Here is a 16,711-nt window from a genome sequence, read left to right as displayed (position 1 = left end):
GCAGCCAAGTCGGCACCGAGCCAGCAGAACGTAACAGCCGATCAGTTCCGTCACCAGGGGGAGGACCGCACACCTGATCCAGAAGTCATCCGCGGCAATACTGCCGCAACACCCCGGCCGCGCACCGCTGCCAGACTCTGACCTGCGCTTTCCCCGTACCGCCTCGTCCTCCTGCCGTCCGAAGGCCTGAACGGGCCCCGACCGAAGGCCACCACCCGATGCCCACCAGACGCGTCGGCCCCTCCCCCACCCCGGGCGGCCGTTGATGCTCCGTTACCTGGCGAAGCGCCTGAGCTACTACGCGGTGCTGCTGATCGCCGCCGTCTTCCTGGCGTACGCGATCTCCGCGACCGCCCTCCAGCCGCGCACCTACTTCGACGCCAAGGTCCCCCGCCCGGCCGCCGAGTCGGTCGAGCGCCAGCTCACCGCGCTCAACCTGAACGACCGCACCCCGGTCGTCGAACGCTTCGGCCACTGGGCCGACGGGCTGCTCCACGGCGACCTCGGCCGGACCATCCACGACACCCCGGTCACCGACGACTTCGGCCGCCGGGTCTGGGTCTCGCTGCGGCTGCTGCTGCTCGGCAGCCTGCTCGGCATCGTCCTCGGCATCGCCGCCGGGGCCTGGAGCGCCGTCCGCCAGTACCGGATCTCCGACCGGCTGCTCACCGTGCTCTCCTTCGTCCTGCTCTCCACCCCGGTCTTCCTGGTCGCGCTGTTCCTCAAGAACGGCGCCATCGCCGCCAAGGACGCGGCCGGCCACGACGTCATCCCGTTCACCGGCTACGAGACCCCCGGACTGACCGGCGGCCTCGGCGCCCACCTCGCCGACTGGGCGCTGCACCTGCTGCTGCCCACCATCTCGCTCGCGCTCGGCGGCCTCGCCACCTACAGCCGCTACCAGCGCGGCACCATGCTCGACGTGCTCGGCTCCGACTACCTGCGCACCGCCGAGGCCAAGGGGCTCACCCGCCGCAGGGCGCTGGTCAAGCACGGGCTGCGGACCGCGGTGATCCCGATGTCGACCATGTTCGCCTACAGCTTCCTGGGCATCTTCACCGGCGCGATCTTCACCGAGACGATCTTCGGCTGGCACGGCATGGGCGAGTGGCTGATCCAGTCGATCAACGAACAGGACGTCAACTCGGTCGTCGCCGTCAACCTGTTCACCGCCGTCGTCGTCCTCGCCTCCGGCTTCCTCGCCGACACCCTGCACGCCGCCCTCGATCCGCGCGTGCGGTCCTGACCGGAGGTGAACTGACGTGACCACCGTCGCCGTGGAACCGGCCGCCCCGGCCGCCGCCCCCCGCACCACCGGCCGGGCCCGGCTCGTCCTCGCCCGGCTGCTGGCCGCCCGCGGGGCCGTCGCCGGAGCCGTGATCGTCCTGCTGCTGTTCGCGCTCGCCTTCGGCGGGCCGTACCTCACGCCCTGGGACTACGCCGCCCCCGACTTCGGCGCGCTGCACCAACCGCCGTCCGCCGAGCACTGGTTCGGCACCAACGGGATCGGCCAGGACGTCTTCGCCCAGACCGTCCGCGGCCTGCAGAAGTCGCTGGTCATCGGCCTGCTGGTGGCCCTGTTCTCCACCGTGCTGGCCTCCCTGGTCGGCGCCTGCGCCGGTTACTTCGGCGGCTGGGCCGACCGTGCGCTGATGTTCGCGGTGGACCTGCTGCTGGTCTTCCCCAGCTTCCTGATCATCACCATCGTCTCGCCCCGGCTGAAGAGCGCCGGCTGGATCGCCTTCGTACTGCTGCTCGCCCTGTTCAACTGGATGATCACCGCCCGGGTGGTCCGCTCGATGACCATCTCGCTGCGCGAGCGCGAATTCGTCCGCGCCGCACGGTTCATGGGAGTGCGGCCGCTGCGGATCATCACCCGCCACATCCTGCCGAACGTCGCCTCCTTCCTCATCATCGACGCCACCATCGCGGTCGGCGGCGCCGTGATGAGCGAGACCGCGCTCTCCTACTTCGGCTTCGGCGTCAAACCGCCGGACGTCTCGCTCGGCACCCTGCTCGCCGCCGGGACCAGCGAAGCCCCGGTGTTCCCCTGGCTGTTCTACTTCGCCGCCGGGCTGCTGGTGCTCTTCGTCCTCGCCGTCAACCTGATCGGCGACGGGCTGCGCGACGCCCTCGACCCCACCGCCGGGGGCGCGCCCCGCCGCCGCTCCGCCCGGAGGAAGAAGCCGTGACCACCACCGTCGACACCCCCCTGCTCGCCGTCAGCGACCTGCGGGTGGACTTCGCCGGGCCGCACGGCCCCGTCCCCGCCGTCCGCGGGGTGGACCTCACCCTGCGGCGCGGCGAGACCCTCGGCATCGTCGGCGAGTCCGGCTCCGGCAAGTCCGTCACCGCGCTGTCCGTGCTCGGCCTGCTGCCGAGGACGGCCGGCGTCCAGGGCTCGGTGCGACTGGACGGGCGGGAACTGGTCGGGCTGCCCGGCAAGGAGCTCGCCGCGATCCGCGGCCGCCGGATCGCCATGGTCTTCCAGGACCCGCTGTCCGCCTTCACCCCGGTCTACCGGATCGGCGACCAGATCGCCGAGGCCGTCCGCATCCACCAGCGGGTCGACCGGGCCGCCGCCCGCCGCCGGGCCGCCGAACTCCTCGACCTGGTGGGCATCCCGGCCCCCGAACGGGCCCTGGACAGCTTCCCGCACGAGTTCTCCGGCGGCATGCGTCAGCGCGCGATGATCGCCATGGCGATCGCCAACGACCCCGACATCCTGCTCGCCGACGAGCCGACCACCGCGCTGGACGTCACCATCCAGGCCCAGGTGCTGGACGTGCTGCGCACCGCGCAGCGGGAGACCGGCGCGGCCCTCGTCCTGGTCAGCCACGACCTCGGGGTGATCGCCGGGATGGCCGACCGGGTCGCGGTGATGTACGCGGGGCGGGTGGTCGAGACCGCCGGGGTGGACGAGCTGTTCGCGGCCCCGCGCCACCCGTACACGCTCGGCCTGATCGGCGCGGTGCCCCGGCTGGACGGGCTCGGCGGCCCGCTCGTCCCGATCCCCGGCGCACCCGCCCCGATGGCCGACCTGCCGCCGGGCTGCCCGTTCGCCGCCCGCTGCCCGCTGGCGGAGGAGCGCTGCTCGGCGGCGGAGCCGGAACTGGCCGGGGGCGACGGTCACCTGGCGGCCTGCGTCCGGTCGGCGGAGCTGGCCGAACGGCGGCCCGCGCCGGCCGACGTCTACCCGGTGCCGGCGCTTCCGGCCCCGTCGGCCGCTCCGGAGGACCGGGGGGACCGGAGCTCGCGGGCGCCGGTGCTGGCGGTGAGCGGCCTTGGCAAAACGTTTCCGCTCCTCAAGGGCACGGTGTTCAAGCGCCGGGTCGGCGAGGTCTACGCGGTGGACGGCGTCGACCTGGACCTCCGGGAGGGCGAAACCCTCGGCCTGGTCGGGGAGTCCGGCTCCGGCAAGTCCACCACGCTGTTCGAACTGCTGAACCTCACCGCCCCCGAGACCGGCCGGATCGAACTGCTCGGCCACGACACCGCCGAGCTCTCCCGCGCCGAGGCCCACCGGCTGCGCGCCCGGCTGCAGATCGTCTTCCAGGACCCGATGGCCAGCCTCGACCCGCGGATGCCGATCGGCGACATCATCGCCGAACCACTGCGCGCCCAGCACGCCGCCCGCGAGGAGATCGCCCGCCGGGTGCCCGAACTGCTGCACCAGGTCGGCCTCGACCCGGACCACGCCGCCCGCTACCCGCACCAGTTCTCCGGCGGGCAGCGCCAGCGCGTCTCCATCGCCCGGGCCCTGGCCGTCCGGCCGAAACTGCTGGTCCTGGACGAACCGGTCTCCGCCCTGGACGTCTCCATCCAGGCCGGGGTGCTCAACCTGCTGCAAGCGCTCAAGGCCGAACTCGGCCTCTCCTACCTGTTCGTCTCGCACGACCTCTCGGTGATCCGGCACCTCGCCGACCGGGTCAGCGTCATGTACCTCGGGCGGACGGTCGAACAGGGCGAGGTCTCCGCCGTCTTCGACCGCCCCCGGCACCCCTACACCCGCGCCCTGCTCTCCGCCGTCCCGCTGCCCGACCCCGCCGCCGAGCGCGCCCGCGACCGCATCCTGCTCGCCGGCGACCCGCCCTCCCCCACCGAGCGCCGCACCGGCTGCTCCTTCCGCACCCGCTGCCCGGTGTACGCCCGTCTCGCCGACCCGGCCGCCCGCACGCGGTGCGAACAGGAACGGCCGGCGCTCCTCGACGACACCCCCGCACAGGACCACCAGGCGGCCTGCCACTACCCGGAGTCGTAGCCGGCCGCGGGTGATCGCCGCGGGTGATCACTGCGGACGATCACTGCGGGTGACCACCCGAAAGCGATTCGGCGGATCGACCGGGTGCCGTGTAAAGTTCTCCGGGTCAGCAGGCGCCGCTAGCTCAGTTGGTTAGAGCAGCTGACTCTTAATCAGCGGGTCCGGGGTTCGAGTCCCTGGCGGCGCACATGGCAAGGTCTCAGGCCGCTCACTTCGGTGGGCGGCCTGAGACGTTTCAGTGGGCGTCGCGGCGGGTGCCCGGTCTCAGAAGGTGCCCGGCCTCAACGGATGCCCGGCCTCAGAAGGTGTCCAGGACGGCGGAGGCCACGGCGTCCGGGCGGTCGAACATCACCAGGTGCCCGGCCGGGGCGGTGGTGCGGTAGTCGGCCCCGAGCAGCGCCGCCAGCTCCCGCTGGCCGGCCAGCCACTCCTCGGTACGGCGGCTGCGGCAGCCGTCGTCGGCGGCGAGCACGGTGACCGGCAGGCCCTCGGGCAGCGGCCGGGTGCGCCGCAGCCCGTCCACCTCGGCGGCCAGGTCGAGGTAGCGCGCGTTCTCCCGCAGCAGGGCGCGCAGGGCCCGGCCGGTGCGGTAGCAGTGCCGCACCAGCGGCGCCGGGGCGAGGTCCTCGCGGCAGACCGTGGACAGCCGGGCCGTCAGTCGGCGGGCGGTCGGGCCGAGCAGGTACGGCACGGCGACGGCGGTGGCGGCGCCCGCGAGCGCCCGGGCCGCCAGGTCGCGCGCGCCGGGGGCCGGGTACGGCCGGGCCGCCGGTTCGACGCTGCCGTCCACCAGGACCAGCCCGGCGGCCCGGTCGGGGTGCAGCCGGGCGAAGGCCTCGACGTGGAAGCCGGCCAGCGAGTGGCCGACGACGGTGCAGGGCCCGCGCAGCCCGAGGCCGTCCAGCACCGCGCGGATCCGCTCGGCCTCGCCGGCGGCCGTCGGAGCGGGCCGCCCGGTGGCGGGCTCGGGGGCGCTCAGCCCGTAGCCGGGCCGGTCGAAGCGGACCACGGTGCGGTAGGGCGTGAGGAAGGGGACGACCAGGTCCCAGTCGAACCAGCTGCTGCCGAGGCCCCCGGTGAGCAGGCAGACCGGGCCGCTGCCCTCGGTGCGGACGTGCAGCGGGACGCCGTCGACGCGCAGGAAGCGCGCCCGGGTGCGGGGGTCGTCGGGTGCGGTCATGCCGGCTCCCGGCCCGGGGGCCGTTCGGCCGGCCGGGGCCCCCGGTGCGGCGGAGAAGCGTCGGACCAGGTGGATTCGTCGGACGGCGCCCCCGCGGGGAGGGCCAGGCTCAGCGCCAGGACGGCCAGCCAGAGCGCCACCAGCAGCACCTGGAGCCGCTGGCCGGCCCCGAGCGCCCAGGTGCCGCGCCCGGCCTCGAAGGCGGCGATCGCGGCCAGGCTCCAGCCGGTGGCCAGCAGTTCGGCGCCGAGCAGCCAGGGCCCGATCCGGCGCACCGGCGGCCACCAGCCGTAGCGGCGGGCGGCGACGGTGAGCGCGGCCAGCCCGGTGAGCGCACCGAGCATGGCGAGGCTGCTGGTGACGGCGTGCGCGGTGTGGGTCGCGGGGACGAGCCCGGCGGTCTCGCGGGCGGCGCACATCTCGTCGCTGGTGGGGGCGCAGCTGAGCGGCAGCCGGGAGTCGGCGGCAGTCGCCGCGCCGAACAGGGCGAGGGCGGACCAGCCGACCACCGCCCACCCGCGCCGGGCGCCGCGCGGCCCGGCCTGCCCACCGGCGAGGGCGGTGACGGCCGCGGCGAGCACACAGAACCCGGCGACCAGGTCGGTGGCCCGGAACAGGCCGCCCAGCGGCTGGTCCTCGGCCGCGAGTTCGCTGATGTACGCCTGCACCGGGTCGAGTCCGGTGCTCAGCACGACCTCCAGCACCCACGCGGTGTACGCCGTGGCGCTGAGCATCAGCAGCGCGGCGACCGCCTTCCGCGCGTTCGGGTGTCCGGGCTTGGGGCTGGGCACCGTTCCACCCTAACCGGCGGCGAACTGCACCCCAACCGGGCGGAAACGGACACCTCGGCGGCGGGCTCGTTCCCGCGCGGCCGCGGGCGGTTCCGGGCGGTTCGAGGCACCCGCCGGGACCGTGTATTGTTTTCCAGGTCAGCAGGCGCCGCTAGCTCAGTTGGTTAGAGCAGCTGACTCTTAATCAGCGGGTCCGGGGTTCGAGTCCCTGGCGGCGCACAGACATTTGGGGAGCCTCTCGCAGCAGCGAGGGGCTCCTCAATTTTTTGGCCTTCGACGTCCGTTTTGCGTGTGATGTCGGTCTCGATTGCCGTTCCGGTGGAGCCAATCGGCCCGCCCGGCTCGTCCAGGGCAGTAAACCGGAATCGGGACAAAGGTCCCTAACCACCGATGTCCCCGTCCGTGCAGGCTGACCCGGTCCGCCCGCAGGAAAGGCCGCGCCTTGTCCGAGAACGCCCAGAGCGGCCGTCGCACGCCGTCGACAGGCCTCCGACCGGTCAAACGCTTCAAGCGCGCCGCCCCCGTGACCGGCGGCGGGAAGCCCCGCCGCCCGAAGCGCACCGGCTGGCGCCGACTGATCCCCACCTGGCGGATGAGCCTGCTCGGCCTCGCCGCGGCCCTGCTGCTCGGCGTCGGCCTGTTCGTGCTCGGGGTCACGCTGGTGAAGGTCCCCGACGCGCACGCCGCCGCGACCGCGCAGAGCAACACCTGGCTCTACGCCGACGGCTCCGTGATCACCCGCACCGGCCAGACCAACCGGCAGAACGTCAGCCTGGACAAGGTCTCCCCCGCCGCCCAGCACGCCGCACTGGCCGCCGAGGACCGCAACTTCTACCACGAGGGCGCCGTCAACGTGCAGGGCCTGCTCCGGGCCGCGGTCAACACCGCCAAGGGCGCGGGCACCCAGGGCGGCTCCACGATCACCCAGCAGTACGTGAAGAACACGTACCTGAACCAGAAGCAGTCGGTCACCCGCAAGGTGAAGGAACTCTTCATAGCCATCAAGGTGGACGCCACCGAGAGCAAGGACGACGTCCTCTCCGGCTACCTGAACACCTCCTACTACGGCCGCGGCGCCTACGGCATCCAGGCCGCCGCCCACGCGTACTTCGGCGTCGACGCCTCCGCGCTCAACCCCGCCCAGGGCGCCTACCTGGCCACCCTGCTGAACGCCCCGAGCGCCTACGACGTGGCCACCGCGACCCCGGCCGGCAAGCAGAACGCCGTCAACCGCTGGAACTACGTGCTGGACGGCATGGTCAAGGAGGGCTGGCTCTCCGCCGAGGAACGGTCCGCCACCACCTTCCCGGACGTCAAGGACCCGCAGCCCAACCCGGGCCTGTCCGGCCAGACCGGCTACCTGGTGAACGAGGCCACCCAGTACCTCACCTCGAACCAGGTCATCAGCGAGACCGAGCTGGCCAAGGGCGGCTACACGATCAAGCTGAGCATCGACCCGGCCCGCCAGCAGGCCCTCCAGGACTCCGTCCAGGCGCAGCTGCGCGACACCCTGAACCCGGACAAGCGGAAGAAGGACGCGGCCGCCCAGGCCGGCGCCGTCTCCGTGGACCCGAAGACCGGCGCGGTCGTCGCCCTCTACGGCGGCGTCGACTACGTCAAGCACTACGTCGACAACGCGACCCGGCGGGACTACCAGGCCGGCTCGACCTTCAAGGCGATCGCCCTGGCGGCCGCGTTCGAGAACAACGCCAAGACCCAGGACGGCCGGACCGTCACCCCGCGCACCGTCTACGACGGCACCAGCGGCCGCAAGGTCCGCGGCGGCAAGGGCACCCCGTACGCGCCGCCGAACGAGGGCGACAGGAGCTACGGCCAGATCTCCCTCCAGCAGGCCACCGACTGGTCGGTCAACTCGGCGTTCGCCCAGCTGGCCCAGGACACCGGGCTCCAGAAGGTCAAGGACACCGGCATCGCGCTGGGCCTGCCCGGCAGCACCCCGGGCCTCGACCCGGTGCCGTCCATCCCGCTCGGCGCGGCCACCCCGAGCGTGCTCGACATGGCCGGCGTGTACGCGGCACTGGACAACGGCGGCAAGCAGATCACCCCGTGGCTGGTGCAGTCCGTGGACCGCGAGGGCGAGGCCGTCCCGCTGCCCGCGCACAAGACCACCCAGGCGATCAGCACGGACACCGCGAACCAGGTCACCTCGATGCTCCAGGGCGTGGTGAACGACCCGGGCGGCACCGGCTGGCGAGCCAAGGCACTGGGCCGCCCGGTGGCCGGCAAGACCGGCACCACCGACGACCAGAAGTCGGTCTGGTTCGTCGGCTACACCCCCGAGCTGGTCACCTCGGTGGCCCTGTTCGGCCAGGACCCGGGCAGCGGGGCCCAGGTCAGCCTGAGCGGCGTCGGCGGGATCGACGGCGCGGCGGGCGGCCAGTTCCCGGCACAGATCTGGACCAGCTACATGAAGGCGGCGCTCAAGGGCGTGCCGGTCAGCGACTTCCAGACCCCGGCCGACGGCGGCGACTCCTCCGGCGCCACCGATCTGCCGACGGCCCCGTCCTCGCCGAGCAGCACCCCGTCGACCGGGACCGGCTCGAACGGCGCCTCGACCGCCCCCGCGGCGCCGACCACCCCGCCGGGCGACGGCGCCGGGGCCGGGGCCGGCTCGGGCCCGACCACGCCGGCCGGCGGCTCGAACTCCGGCGGCGGCAGTGTGACCAGCCCGCCGACCGCGCCCCCGGCCACCCAGCAGCCGACCGCCCCGCCGACGACGCGGCCCACCGGACGGCCCACCGGTCGGCCGACACCCTCCACCGGCCCGACCACGGCGCCGACCACGCAGCCGACCACCCAGCCCACGGGCGGGTCGGACACGCTCACCGGGGCGGGGGCGAACGCCGGGTAGCGGCGGCGGGGGGGCGGGGCGCCCGAGTGGCGGGAGGGCTCGGGCCGGCGAGGGGGCGCGGACGGCGCAGGGGCGTGCGCGGGCCGGGTGAGTGCGCCGCTGCGCACAGTTCCGTGCAGGACCAAATGACGGAATGGCACCTTACTGACCGCCCGGTATGACTGCCACAATGCGTCGGTGCACAGATCAACGGCCTCGCCCACCCTCCCCACGGGCAGAACCCTCGGCCTCAGCCTCGCGCTGGTCTCCGCGTTCGCCTTCGGCGGCTCCGGCACCGCCGCGAAACCACTGATCGAGGCCGGCCTCTCACCGCTGCACGTGGTGTGGCTCCGGGTCACCGGCGCCGCCGTGGCCCTGCTCCCCATCGCCTACCGCCACCGGGACGCCGTCCTGCGCCGCCCCGGCCTGCTGATCGGGTTCGGCCTGCTCGCCGTGGCCGGCGTCCAGGCCTGCTACTTCGCGGCGATCTCCCGCATCCCGGTCGGCGTCGCCCTGCTCATCGAGTACCTCGGACCGCCGCTGCTCATCGGCTACGTCAAGTTCGTCCAGCGCAAGCCGATCGGCCGGGGCGCCGCGATCGGCGCCGGCGTCGCGGTCGCCGGGCTGGCCTGCGTGGTGGAGGTATGGAACGGCCTGAGCTTCGACGCGCTGGGCGTGCTCTTCGCCCTCGGCGCGGCCTGCTGCCAGGTCGGCTACTTCGTGCTCGCCGACGCCGGACGCCGGGGCGAGCGCCCGGTCGACCCGCTGGCGGTCAGCGCGTTCGGGCTGCTGATCGGCGCCGTCCTGCTCACCGTCTTCACCCGGCCCTGGCAGGCCGACTGGAGCACGCTCGGCGGATCCGTGGTGATGAACGGGCACACCCTGCCCGCGCTGCTCCCGGCCGCCTGGATGATCCTGATCGCGACCGTGCTCGCCTACCTGACCGGCGTGATCGCCGTCGGGCACCTCTCGCCCCCGGTCGCCGGGGTGGTGGCCAACCTGGAGGCGGTCGTCGCCACCGTGCTGGCCTGGGTGCTGCTCGGCGAGCACCTCGGTCTGCCGCAGATCGCGGGCGGCCTGCTCGTGCTGACCGGCGCCTTCGCGGCGCAGACCGGCAAGCCGGCGGCCGTGGAGGCAGCGGACGCCGGGGGTGCTCCGGACGCCCGGGATGCTCCGGACTCTCCGGACTCTCCGGACTCTCCGGACTCTCCGGACTCTCCGGAACGGGTCGCCGCCGAGCGGCAGGTCAGCGGCCGAACCAGCCGAACCAGTCGAGGTGATTGAGCGGCCACACCACGGCCGACACCGGCCCGACCACGTTGTCCACCGGCACGGCCCCGTCCCCGGGACCGCGCTGGTGGTAGCGAGAGTCCGCCGAGTCGCTGCGGTGGTCGCCCTCGACCCAGACGTGGCCCGAGGGCACCGTCACCGGCCCGAAGTCCAGGCCCGCGCAGGAGTCGTCACCGGGGTGCAGGTACGGCTCGTCGACCTTCTTCCCGTCGACGGTCAGCGTGGTGCCCGTGCACTGCACGGTCTGGCCGCCGGTCGCGATGACCCGCTTGACCAGGTAGTTGTCGTCCTTCGGCGGCACCAGGCCGACGAAGCTCAGCACCGAGCTGGCCGCGTTGGTGAACGGGTTCGAGTCGATGGGCTGCGGCGGGAGCCAGCCACCCGGATCCTTGAACACCACCGGCTGCCCGGGCTCCGGCTTCCAGCCGGTCAACGGCGCCAGCTTGTTCACGCCCACCCGGTCGCCGATCCGCAGCGTGTTCTCCATCGAGCCGGACGGGATGGTGAACACCTGGAACAGGCAGGTCTTGATCAGCAGCGCGACCACCAGGCCCACCGCCGCCATCGCCGGGATCTCGATCCACCAGGGCCGGGGCCTGCGCCCGGTCCGCCGGGCCTTGCGGCCGCGCGAACCGCGCGCACGGCGGCGGGCCTCGGCGCGGCCTCCGGGCGCTTCACGGGCGTCGGAAACACCGGGGTCGCGTCCGGCGGCGGGGGCCGGACCGGACCCGGCATCGCTCGGCGTTTCGGGCAGGTTCACCGCCATCGTCGCTGCTCCACCTCTCCGGCTGGGGGAACCTGCACGCTACGCCAACCCCGGAGCCTCACGAAATCCGGCGTTTAGCCGCCCCCGACATGTCCGGGCCGGGCGGCGCCGGGGCCGTTCTCGACGGCTCAACACCGGCCCCCTCAGGGGTGCTCTCAAGCGCGGGCGATGGCCTCGTGGTGCCGGATGACCTCGGCGATGATGAACGTCAGGAACTTCTCGGCGAAGACCGGGTCCAGCTTGGCCCCGGCGGCCAGCTCCCGCAGCCGCTTGATCTGGTCGCGCTCACGTGCCGGATCGGCCGGCGGCAGCTTGTGCTCGGCCTTGAGCCTGCCGACCCGCTGGGTCGCCTTGAAGCGCTCGGCCAGCATGTGGACCACCGCGGCGTCGATGTTGTCGATGCTCTCGCGCAGGCTGGTCAGCTCCGCCCGCACGGCGGCGTCGACCCCGTCGGGCAGGCCGGCGTCGGGGGTCGTGGGGTGGTCCGTCATCGGGGCGGCTCCCGGTGTCTGAAGTGGGCACCCGGCCGTACGGCGGCCGGGCTCGGGCCCGGGCAAATCTAACAGGGCCCCCGTGGTGGAGCCGCACCTTTAGGCGGATCCGTCCACAATCCGGACATCGCCCGCGCCACCCGGCGCCCCGTACCGATCCGGGCCCGTGCCGCCCCGGGCCGAACCGGGGCCGCCCCGTAGGCTGGTGCGCGCATGACCGGAAGTGACGACTCAGCAGTCCCTCAGTAATGGAGGTACCGATCGTGGCAACCACCCGCACCGCCCGCACCGCTTGGGAGGGCAACCTGCTCGACGGCAAGGGGCAGGTGACCTTCGCCTCGTCCGGGATCGGCGAGTACCCCGTCTCCTGGCCGGCCCGGGCCGAACAGCCCAACGGCAAGACCAGCCCGGAGGAGCTGATCGCCGCCGCTCACTCCGCGTGCTTCTCGATGGCCCTCTCGCACGGCCTGACCGGCGCCGGCACCCCGCCCGTCAAGCTGGACACCCAGGCCGACGTCACCTTCCAGCCCGGCACCGGCATCACCGGCATCCACCTGACCGTCACCGGCGAGGTGCCCGGACTGGACGAGGCCGACTTCACCAAGGCCGCCGAGGACGCCAAGGCCAACTGCCCGGTCAGCAAGGCGCTCGCCGGCACCACCATCACCCTCACCGCCAAGCTGGCCTGACGCCCCGACGGATCGCGACGGATCCCGACGGATCCCGACGCGCTCCGGCCGCTCCGGGCGCGCGGTCGGCGCCCGGGGGCGCGATCTCGGCGCACGCGCCCCTGGCGCACATCATGTGATGTGCACCGGGGGCGTCTGCATGTACCGCCGCACATGATCACAAAGCGGGCGAATCACCCTGGCGGCGGTCACCGCGCGTTGCCGCCGCGGCCTATGATCGGCCGCAGCGCCCTGTTCTTCACGCGGGTCTCCGCGCGACAGCGCCCCACGGCGGGCGCCCCGCACCGGACCGACTCCGAGGACCTCGACAGAGTGCGGAGCCGGCCGCCGGAGTCCCGATTGGCCGGCCGGACCAGCATCCAGCGTCAGCAGCGGACGGGAGCATGCCGTGCCGGGCCAGAACGAGGGGGCCGACGCACACCACCCGGGCGTGCGGCACGAGGAAACACCGCACCACCGTCACCTCACAACACCCCTCCTGGGCCCGAACATCAGCACCGTCGGTCCGGCTGGTTCGGTTGATTCGGTCGGTCCGGTCGGTCCGGTCGGTCCGGTCGGTCCGGTCGGCGTCGCCGGTTCCGTCACGGCCGTCGGTGCTGTCGCGGCCGGCGGCCGGGCCGTCGGCACGACGAGTGCGACGGGTGCGACGGGTGCGACGGGTGCGACGGGTGCGACGGGAACCGTGCTGGACGACCCCGGGATGCTGCTCTGCCCCACCTGCTCGGCGCCGCTGACCGACGGCACCCACCGGAGCGCCGTCGACGGCCTCGGCCAGGAGAAGGGCGGGAACGACCGGCTGCTGGCCGCGCTGCGGGCCAGCGAATCCCGCTTCCGGGCCGCCTTCTGCGACGCGGTCATCGGGATGGCCCTGATCGACCCCGAGGACCGGATCATCGAGGTCAATCCCGCCTTCGCCGCCCTGATCGGACGCGGCGTCGGCGAACTGGTCCGCACCCACCTGCACGAGATCATCGATCCGGAGGGCATGCCGCACCGACTCTTCCCCGAACTCGTCCACGGCGGGCGGGAGCGGTTCCGCGTGGAGAAGCAGCTCAAGCACCGCGAGGGCCGCACCGTCTGGAGCAAGGTCACCGTCTCGCTGATCCGGGACGGCGCCGGCCAGCCGCTCTACACCCTCGCGCTGGTGGAGGACATCACCGAGCAGCGCCGGCTCGGTGACCGCCTGGAGTACCAAGCCCTGCACGACCCGCTGACCCGACTGCCCAACCGGACGTCCTTCTTCGAACGGCTCGACGCCGCCTGCGTCACGGCCACCGGGGCCACCGGGGCTGCTGAGCCCGCCGAGGCTCCCAACACCCCCGACACCGCCGGCACCAGCGACACCGTCCTCGCACCGGCGGACGGGCGCCGGGTCGGCGTCTGCTACCTGGACCTCGACGGCTTCGCGGCGATCAACGAGACGCTCGGGCACCACATCGGCGACCAGTTGCTGATCGCCGTCGCCACCCGGCTGCGCCGCGGGTTCTCCGAGCACGACGCCCACCTGGTGGCCCGGATGGGCGGTGACGAGTTCGCCGTCCTGGTCACCGACAGCCGGGGCAGCGACCAACTGACCGACCTGGCCGCCCGGATCCTCCAGGAACTGGAACACCCCTTCGACGTCGCCGGACACCGGCTGGTCATCACGGCCAGCGTCGGCGTCGTCGAACGGTCCGTGCACGAGACCACCCCCACCGACCTGGTCAAGGACGCCGACGCCACGCTCTACTGGTCCAAGGCCGACGGCCGCGCCCGCTGGACCCTCTACGACCCGGACCGCGGCGCCCACCAGCTGACCCGCCAGCTCCTCGCCACCGCCCTGCGGCCCGCCCTGGAGCGCGGCGAGTTCACCATCGAGTACCAGCCGCTGGTCGGCCTGGCCGACGGAGCCGTCCACGGCGCGGAGGCCCTCGTCCGCTGGCGCCACCCCCGCTACGGGACGCTCTCCCCGGACCGCTTCATCCCGCTCGCCGAGGAGACCGGCGCGATCGTGCCCCTCGGCACCTGGGTGCTGGAGGAGTCCTGCCGCCAGGCCCGGCAGTGGCTCACCGAGTTCCCCGAGACCGAGACCTTCGTGAGCGTCAATCTGGCCGCCCGCCAGATCTGGGACTCCGACGTGGTCGCCGACGTCGCCCGCGCCCTCGAACGCACCGGGTTGCCGGCGCGGCTGCTCCAGCTGGAGATCACCGAGAGCGCCCTGCTCGGCCCCGGCGGACGGCCGTTGCAGGCGCTCCAGGCGCTCGCGGACATGGGCGTGCGGATCGCGATCGACGACTTCGGCACCGGCTACTCCAACCTGGCCTACCTCTCCCGGCTGCCGGTACACGTCCTGAAGCTCGACGGCACCTTCATCGAGGGGTTCCGCGACCCGGCCCCGGCGACGAACCCTTCGGAGCTCCCCGAGCTCGGCTCCCGCCGCAGCGACGCCGACGAGCAGATCGTGGGCGCGATGGTGCAGCTGGCCCACACCCTCGGCCTGACCGTCACCGCCGAGGGCATCGAGAGCGCCGCGCAGGCCGAACGGCTGCGGCTGACCGGCTGCGACACCGCCCAGGGCTGGTACTTCGCCCGGCCGGGCGAGGCCGAGCTCGTCGCCGCCATACTCCGCGAGGGCCGCCCCGGCCCGGACACCAGCCGGTAACCGGGACCGGCGGCCGGGCCGCTCCGTTCAGGCCTCCCGCGCTCAGGCCTCGGCCGTCAGCCTTCCGCCGTCAGGCCGTACGCCTCGGCGATCAGGCCGTAGGAGCGGAGCCGGGCCTCGTGGCCGTGGATGTGCGAGGTGACCATCAGCTCGTCGACGCCCGTCCGCTTGCGCAGGGCCTCCAGCCCGTCCGCGACCTCGCCCGGGGCGCCGAGCACCACGTTGTCGAGCCAGCTGTCGATGAACTCCGCCTCGGCCGGGCTGTACTGGTAGGCCTCGGCCTCCTCCGGAGTGGGGATCGGGCCGGGGTTGCCGCGCCGCAGCCGGAGCATGCCGAGGGCCGCGGAGCGGGCGAGGCGACGGGCCGCGCCCTCGTCCTCGGCGGCGACCGCGCTCACACCGATCAGCGCATAGGGCTCGGCGAGCACCGCGGAGGGCCGGAAGGACTCCCGGTAGAGGTCGAGCGCCGGGATGGTGTTGACGCTGCTGAAGTGGTGGGCGAAGGCGAACGGCAGGCCGAGGCGGCCGGCCAGCTGGGCGCTGAAGCCGGAGGACCCGAGCAGCCAGACCGGCGGGCGCCCGTCGCCCCGGGGGACGGCGGTCAGCTGGGCGTAGGGGTGGCCGGAGGGGAAGTCGCCGTCGAGGAAGTGGGTCAGCTCGGCGAGCTGCTGCGGGAAGTCGTCGGCGCCCTCGGCGCGGCCGCGGCGCAGCGCCCGGGCGGTGGCCGGGTCGGTGCCGGGGGCGCGGCCGAGCCCCAGGTCGATCCGGCCCGGGTGCAGGGCCTCCAGCAGGCCGAACTGCTCGGCGATGGCCAGCGGGGCGTGGTTGGGGAGCATCACCCCGCCCGAGCCCAGTCGCAGGGTCGTGGTGTTGGCGCCGAGGTGGGCGAGCAGGACGGCCGGGGTGGAGCTGGCCACTCCCGGCATGCCGTGGTGCTCGGCCACCCAGAAGCGGTGGTAGCCCCACTGCTCGGCGTTGCGGGCCAGCGCGGTGGTCGCGGCCAGGGCCTCGGCGGGCGTGTAGCCGACGCCCACGGTGGCCAGGTCGAGGATGGAGAGCGGGGCGGGCGCCGTGCCGCGGGCGGTGCCCCGGATCGCCGCGCCGGTTCGCGGTTCGGTCGGGTGCTCCTGCTGGTCCTCGGTGGTCATGCCGTCCGCCCTTCTGGCTTTCGTGAGCCGGCCCTGGTGGGCGACCGCGGGTCTCGGGTGGCCCGGCGGTCGCTGCTGCCGACCGGGGTCAACCACCGCGCCGAGCCGACTGTTCCCGTATCCGGCACGTGTCGGCCTGCACGCCGGCCTGCACGCCGGTCACCGCGCCGACCTCACGCCCGCTCCGTCGCGGCCCGTGCAGCGACCCCGCTCCGACCCGTACGCCGGCCCCGATCCGGCCCCGATCCGGCCTTGCTCGGCGCCGGCGGGCACGGCCCGGTACGGTGCCGCCGACCGACCATTCGAATGACGGAGAGCCAGCGCACGGACACGCCTGGCGACTTCATGCCAGCGCCGGAAGTCGCCAGGCGGAGGGCTCGCGACCGGTGGGCGGCGTCCGGCAGGCTGGTGGACAGGACCGGATCGCCCAACAGGATCCGCGTTCCGCCAGCAAGATCGCCGGGCTGGACCAGCGCCGATCGATCCCCGCGAGCCCCCGGAGCGGCACCCCTTGGGTTCTAGCGGTCGTCGCAACACCCGAGCTCAAGGTGTGCGATGGACTTCGAGATCCGAGGGGACCGGAAGCCGCAGGGGCCCAGGAAG

General features: G+C 73.6%; 12 protein-coding genes and 2 tRNA genes. 9 read left to right on the top strand and 5 right to left on the bottom strand.

The window, feature by feature from the left end; all coding sequences use genetic code 11:
- The first annotated feature begins 265 nt into the window (after positions 1-265).
- The 4 genes from ACIP37_RS32105 (at position 266) to ACIP37_RS32090 (ending at position 4,448) form a co-directional block, all read left to right on the top strand.
- Positions 266-1,246 (top strand): ABC transporter permease, encoded by a 981-nt coding sequence (locus ACIP37_RS32105; protein WP_350882603.1) that lies wholly within the window; start codon positions 266-268, stop codon positions 1,244-1,246.
- Positions 1,247-1,262: 16 nt separating this feature from the next.
- The gene (locus tag ACIP37_RS32100) at positions 1,263-2,192 is read left to right on the top strand and encodes an ABC transporter permease (protein WP_350882605.1); all 930 of its coding nucleotides are present in this window, start codon (positions 1,263-1,265) and stop codon (positions 2,190-2,192) included.
- Positions 2,189-4,261, top strand: a complete 2,073-nt coding sequence (locus ACIP37_RS32095; RefSeq protein ID WP_363583638.1) for an ABC transporter ATP-binding protein — start codon at positions 2,189-2,191, stop codon at positions 4,259-4,261. Before ACIP37_RS32100 ends, ACIP37_RS32095 begins: the two co-directional genes overlap by 4 nt.
- Positions 4,262-4,374: 113 nt before the next feature.
- A tRNA-Lys gene (locus tag ACIP37_RS32090) sits at positions 4,375-4,448 on the top strand.
- 111 nt (positions 4,449-4,559) lie between these two features.
- Here the strand turns inward: ACIP37_RS32090 and ACIP37_RS32085 are convergent.
- Both ACIP37_RS32085 and ACIP37_RS32080 read right to left on the bottom strand, forming a co-directional pair.
- Positions 4,560-5,441: an alpha/beta hydrolase gene (locus ACIP37_RS32085; RefSeq protein WP_363583640.1), complete on the bottom strand. Its 882-nt coding sequence runs from the start codon at positions 5,439-5,441 to the stop codon at positions 4,560-4,562.
- Positions 5,438-6,175, bottom strand: coding sequence for a DUF998 domain-containing protein (locus ACIP37_RS32080; RefSeq protein WP_400811823.1), 738 nt, complete (start codon positions 6,173-6,175; stop codon positions 5,438-5,440). Before ACIP37_RS32080 ends, ACIP37_RS32085 begins: the two co-directional genes overlap by 4 nt.
- 202 nt (positions 6,176-6,377) lie before the next feature.
- Here ACIP37_RS32080 and ACIP37_RS32075 point away from each other — a divergent pair.
- The 3 genes from ACIP37_RS32075 to ACIP37_RS32065 all read left to right on the top strand — a co-directional run bounded on the left by ACIP37_RS32075 (position 6,378) and on the right by ACIP37_RS32065 (position 10,367).
- Positions 6,378-6,451, top strand: a tRNA-Lys gene (locus ACIP37_RS32075).
- Between the two features lie 223 nt (positions 6,452-6,674).
- Entirely contained in the window at positions 6,675-9,104 is a 2,430-nt protein-coding gene (locus tag ACIP37_RS32070) for a transglycosylase domain-containing protein (protein ID WP_363628147.1), read from the top strand.
- 177 nt (positions 9,105-9,281) lie between these two features.
- Entirely contained in the window at positions 9,282-10,367 is a 1,086-nt protein-coding gene (locus ACIP37_RS32065; RefSeq protein ID WP_400811732.1) for an EamA family transporter, read from the top strand.
- Here the strand turns inward: ACIP37_RS32065 and lepB are convergent.
- Positions 10,330-11,139, bottom strand: a complete 810-nt coding sequence (gene lepB, locus ACIP37_RS32060; RefSeq protein ID WP_400811730.1) for a signal peptidase I — start codon at positions 11,137-11,139, stop codon at positions 10,330-10,332. The genes ACIP37_RS32065 and lepB overlap by 38 nt on opposite strands.
- 155 nt (positions 11,140-11,294) lie before the next feature.
- Entirely contained in the window at positions 11,295-11,630 is a 336-nt protein-coding gene (locus ACIP37_RS32055) for a chorismate mutase (protein WP_363583648.1), read from the bottom strand.
- Between the two features lie 263 nt (positions 11,631-11,893).
- On the opposite strand from ACIP37_RS32055, the gene ACIP37_RS32050 reads away from it, so the two are divergent.
- Both ACIP37_RS32050 and ACIP37_RS32045 read left to right on the top strand, forming a co-directional pair.
- Complete coding sequence (locus tag ACIP37_RS32050) at positions 11,894-12,319, top strand: OsmC family protein (RefSeq protein ID WP_363583650.1); 426 nt, start codon at positions 11,894-11,896, stop codon at positions 12,317-12,319.
- Positions 12,320-13,019: 700 nt separating this feature from the next.
- Entirely contained in the window at positions 13,020-14,960 is a 1,941-nt protein-coding gene (locus ACIP37_RS32045) for a putative bifunctional diguanylate cyclase/phosphodiesterase (protein WP_400811821.1), read from the top strand.
- Positions 14,961-15,016: 56 nt separating this feature from the next.
- On the opposite strand, the gene ACIP37_RS32040 is transcribed toward ACIP37_RS32045, so the two are convergent.
- Positions 15,017-16,108 (bottom strand): LLM class flavin-dependent oxidoreductase, encoded by a 1,092-nt coding sequence (locus tag ACIP37_RS32040; RefSeq protein ID WP_363583654.1) that lies wholly within the window; start codon positions 16,106-16,108, stop codon positions 15,017-15,019.
- Positions 16,109-16,711: the final 603 nt, after the last annotated feature.

It is taken from the genome of Kitasatospora sp. NPDC088861, from assembly GCF_044750105.1.
Classification (GTDB): domain Bacteria; phylum Actinomycetota; class Actinomycetes; order Streptomycetales; family Streptomycetaceae; genus Kitasatospora.
The sequence above is the reverse complement of the archived record's forward strand: the minus strand, read 5'-3'. Positions and strand labels throughout refer to the sequence as shown.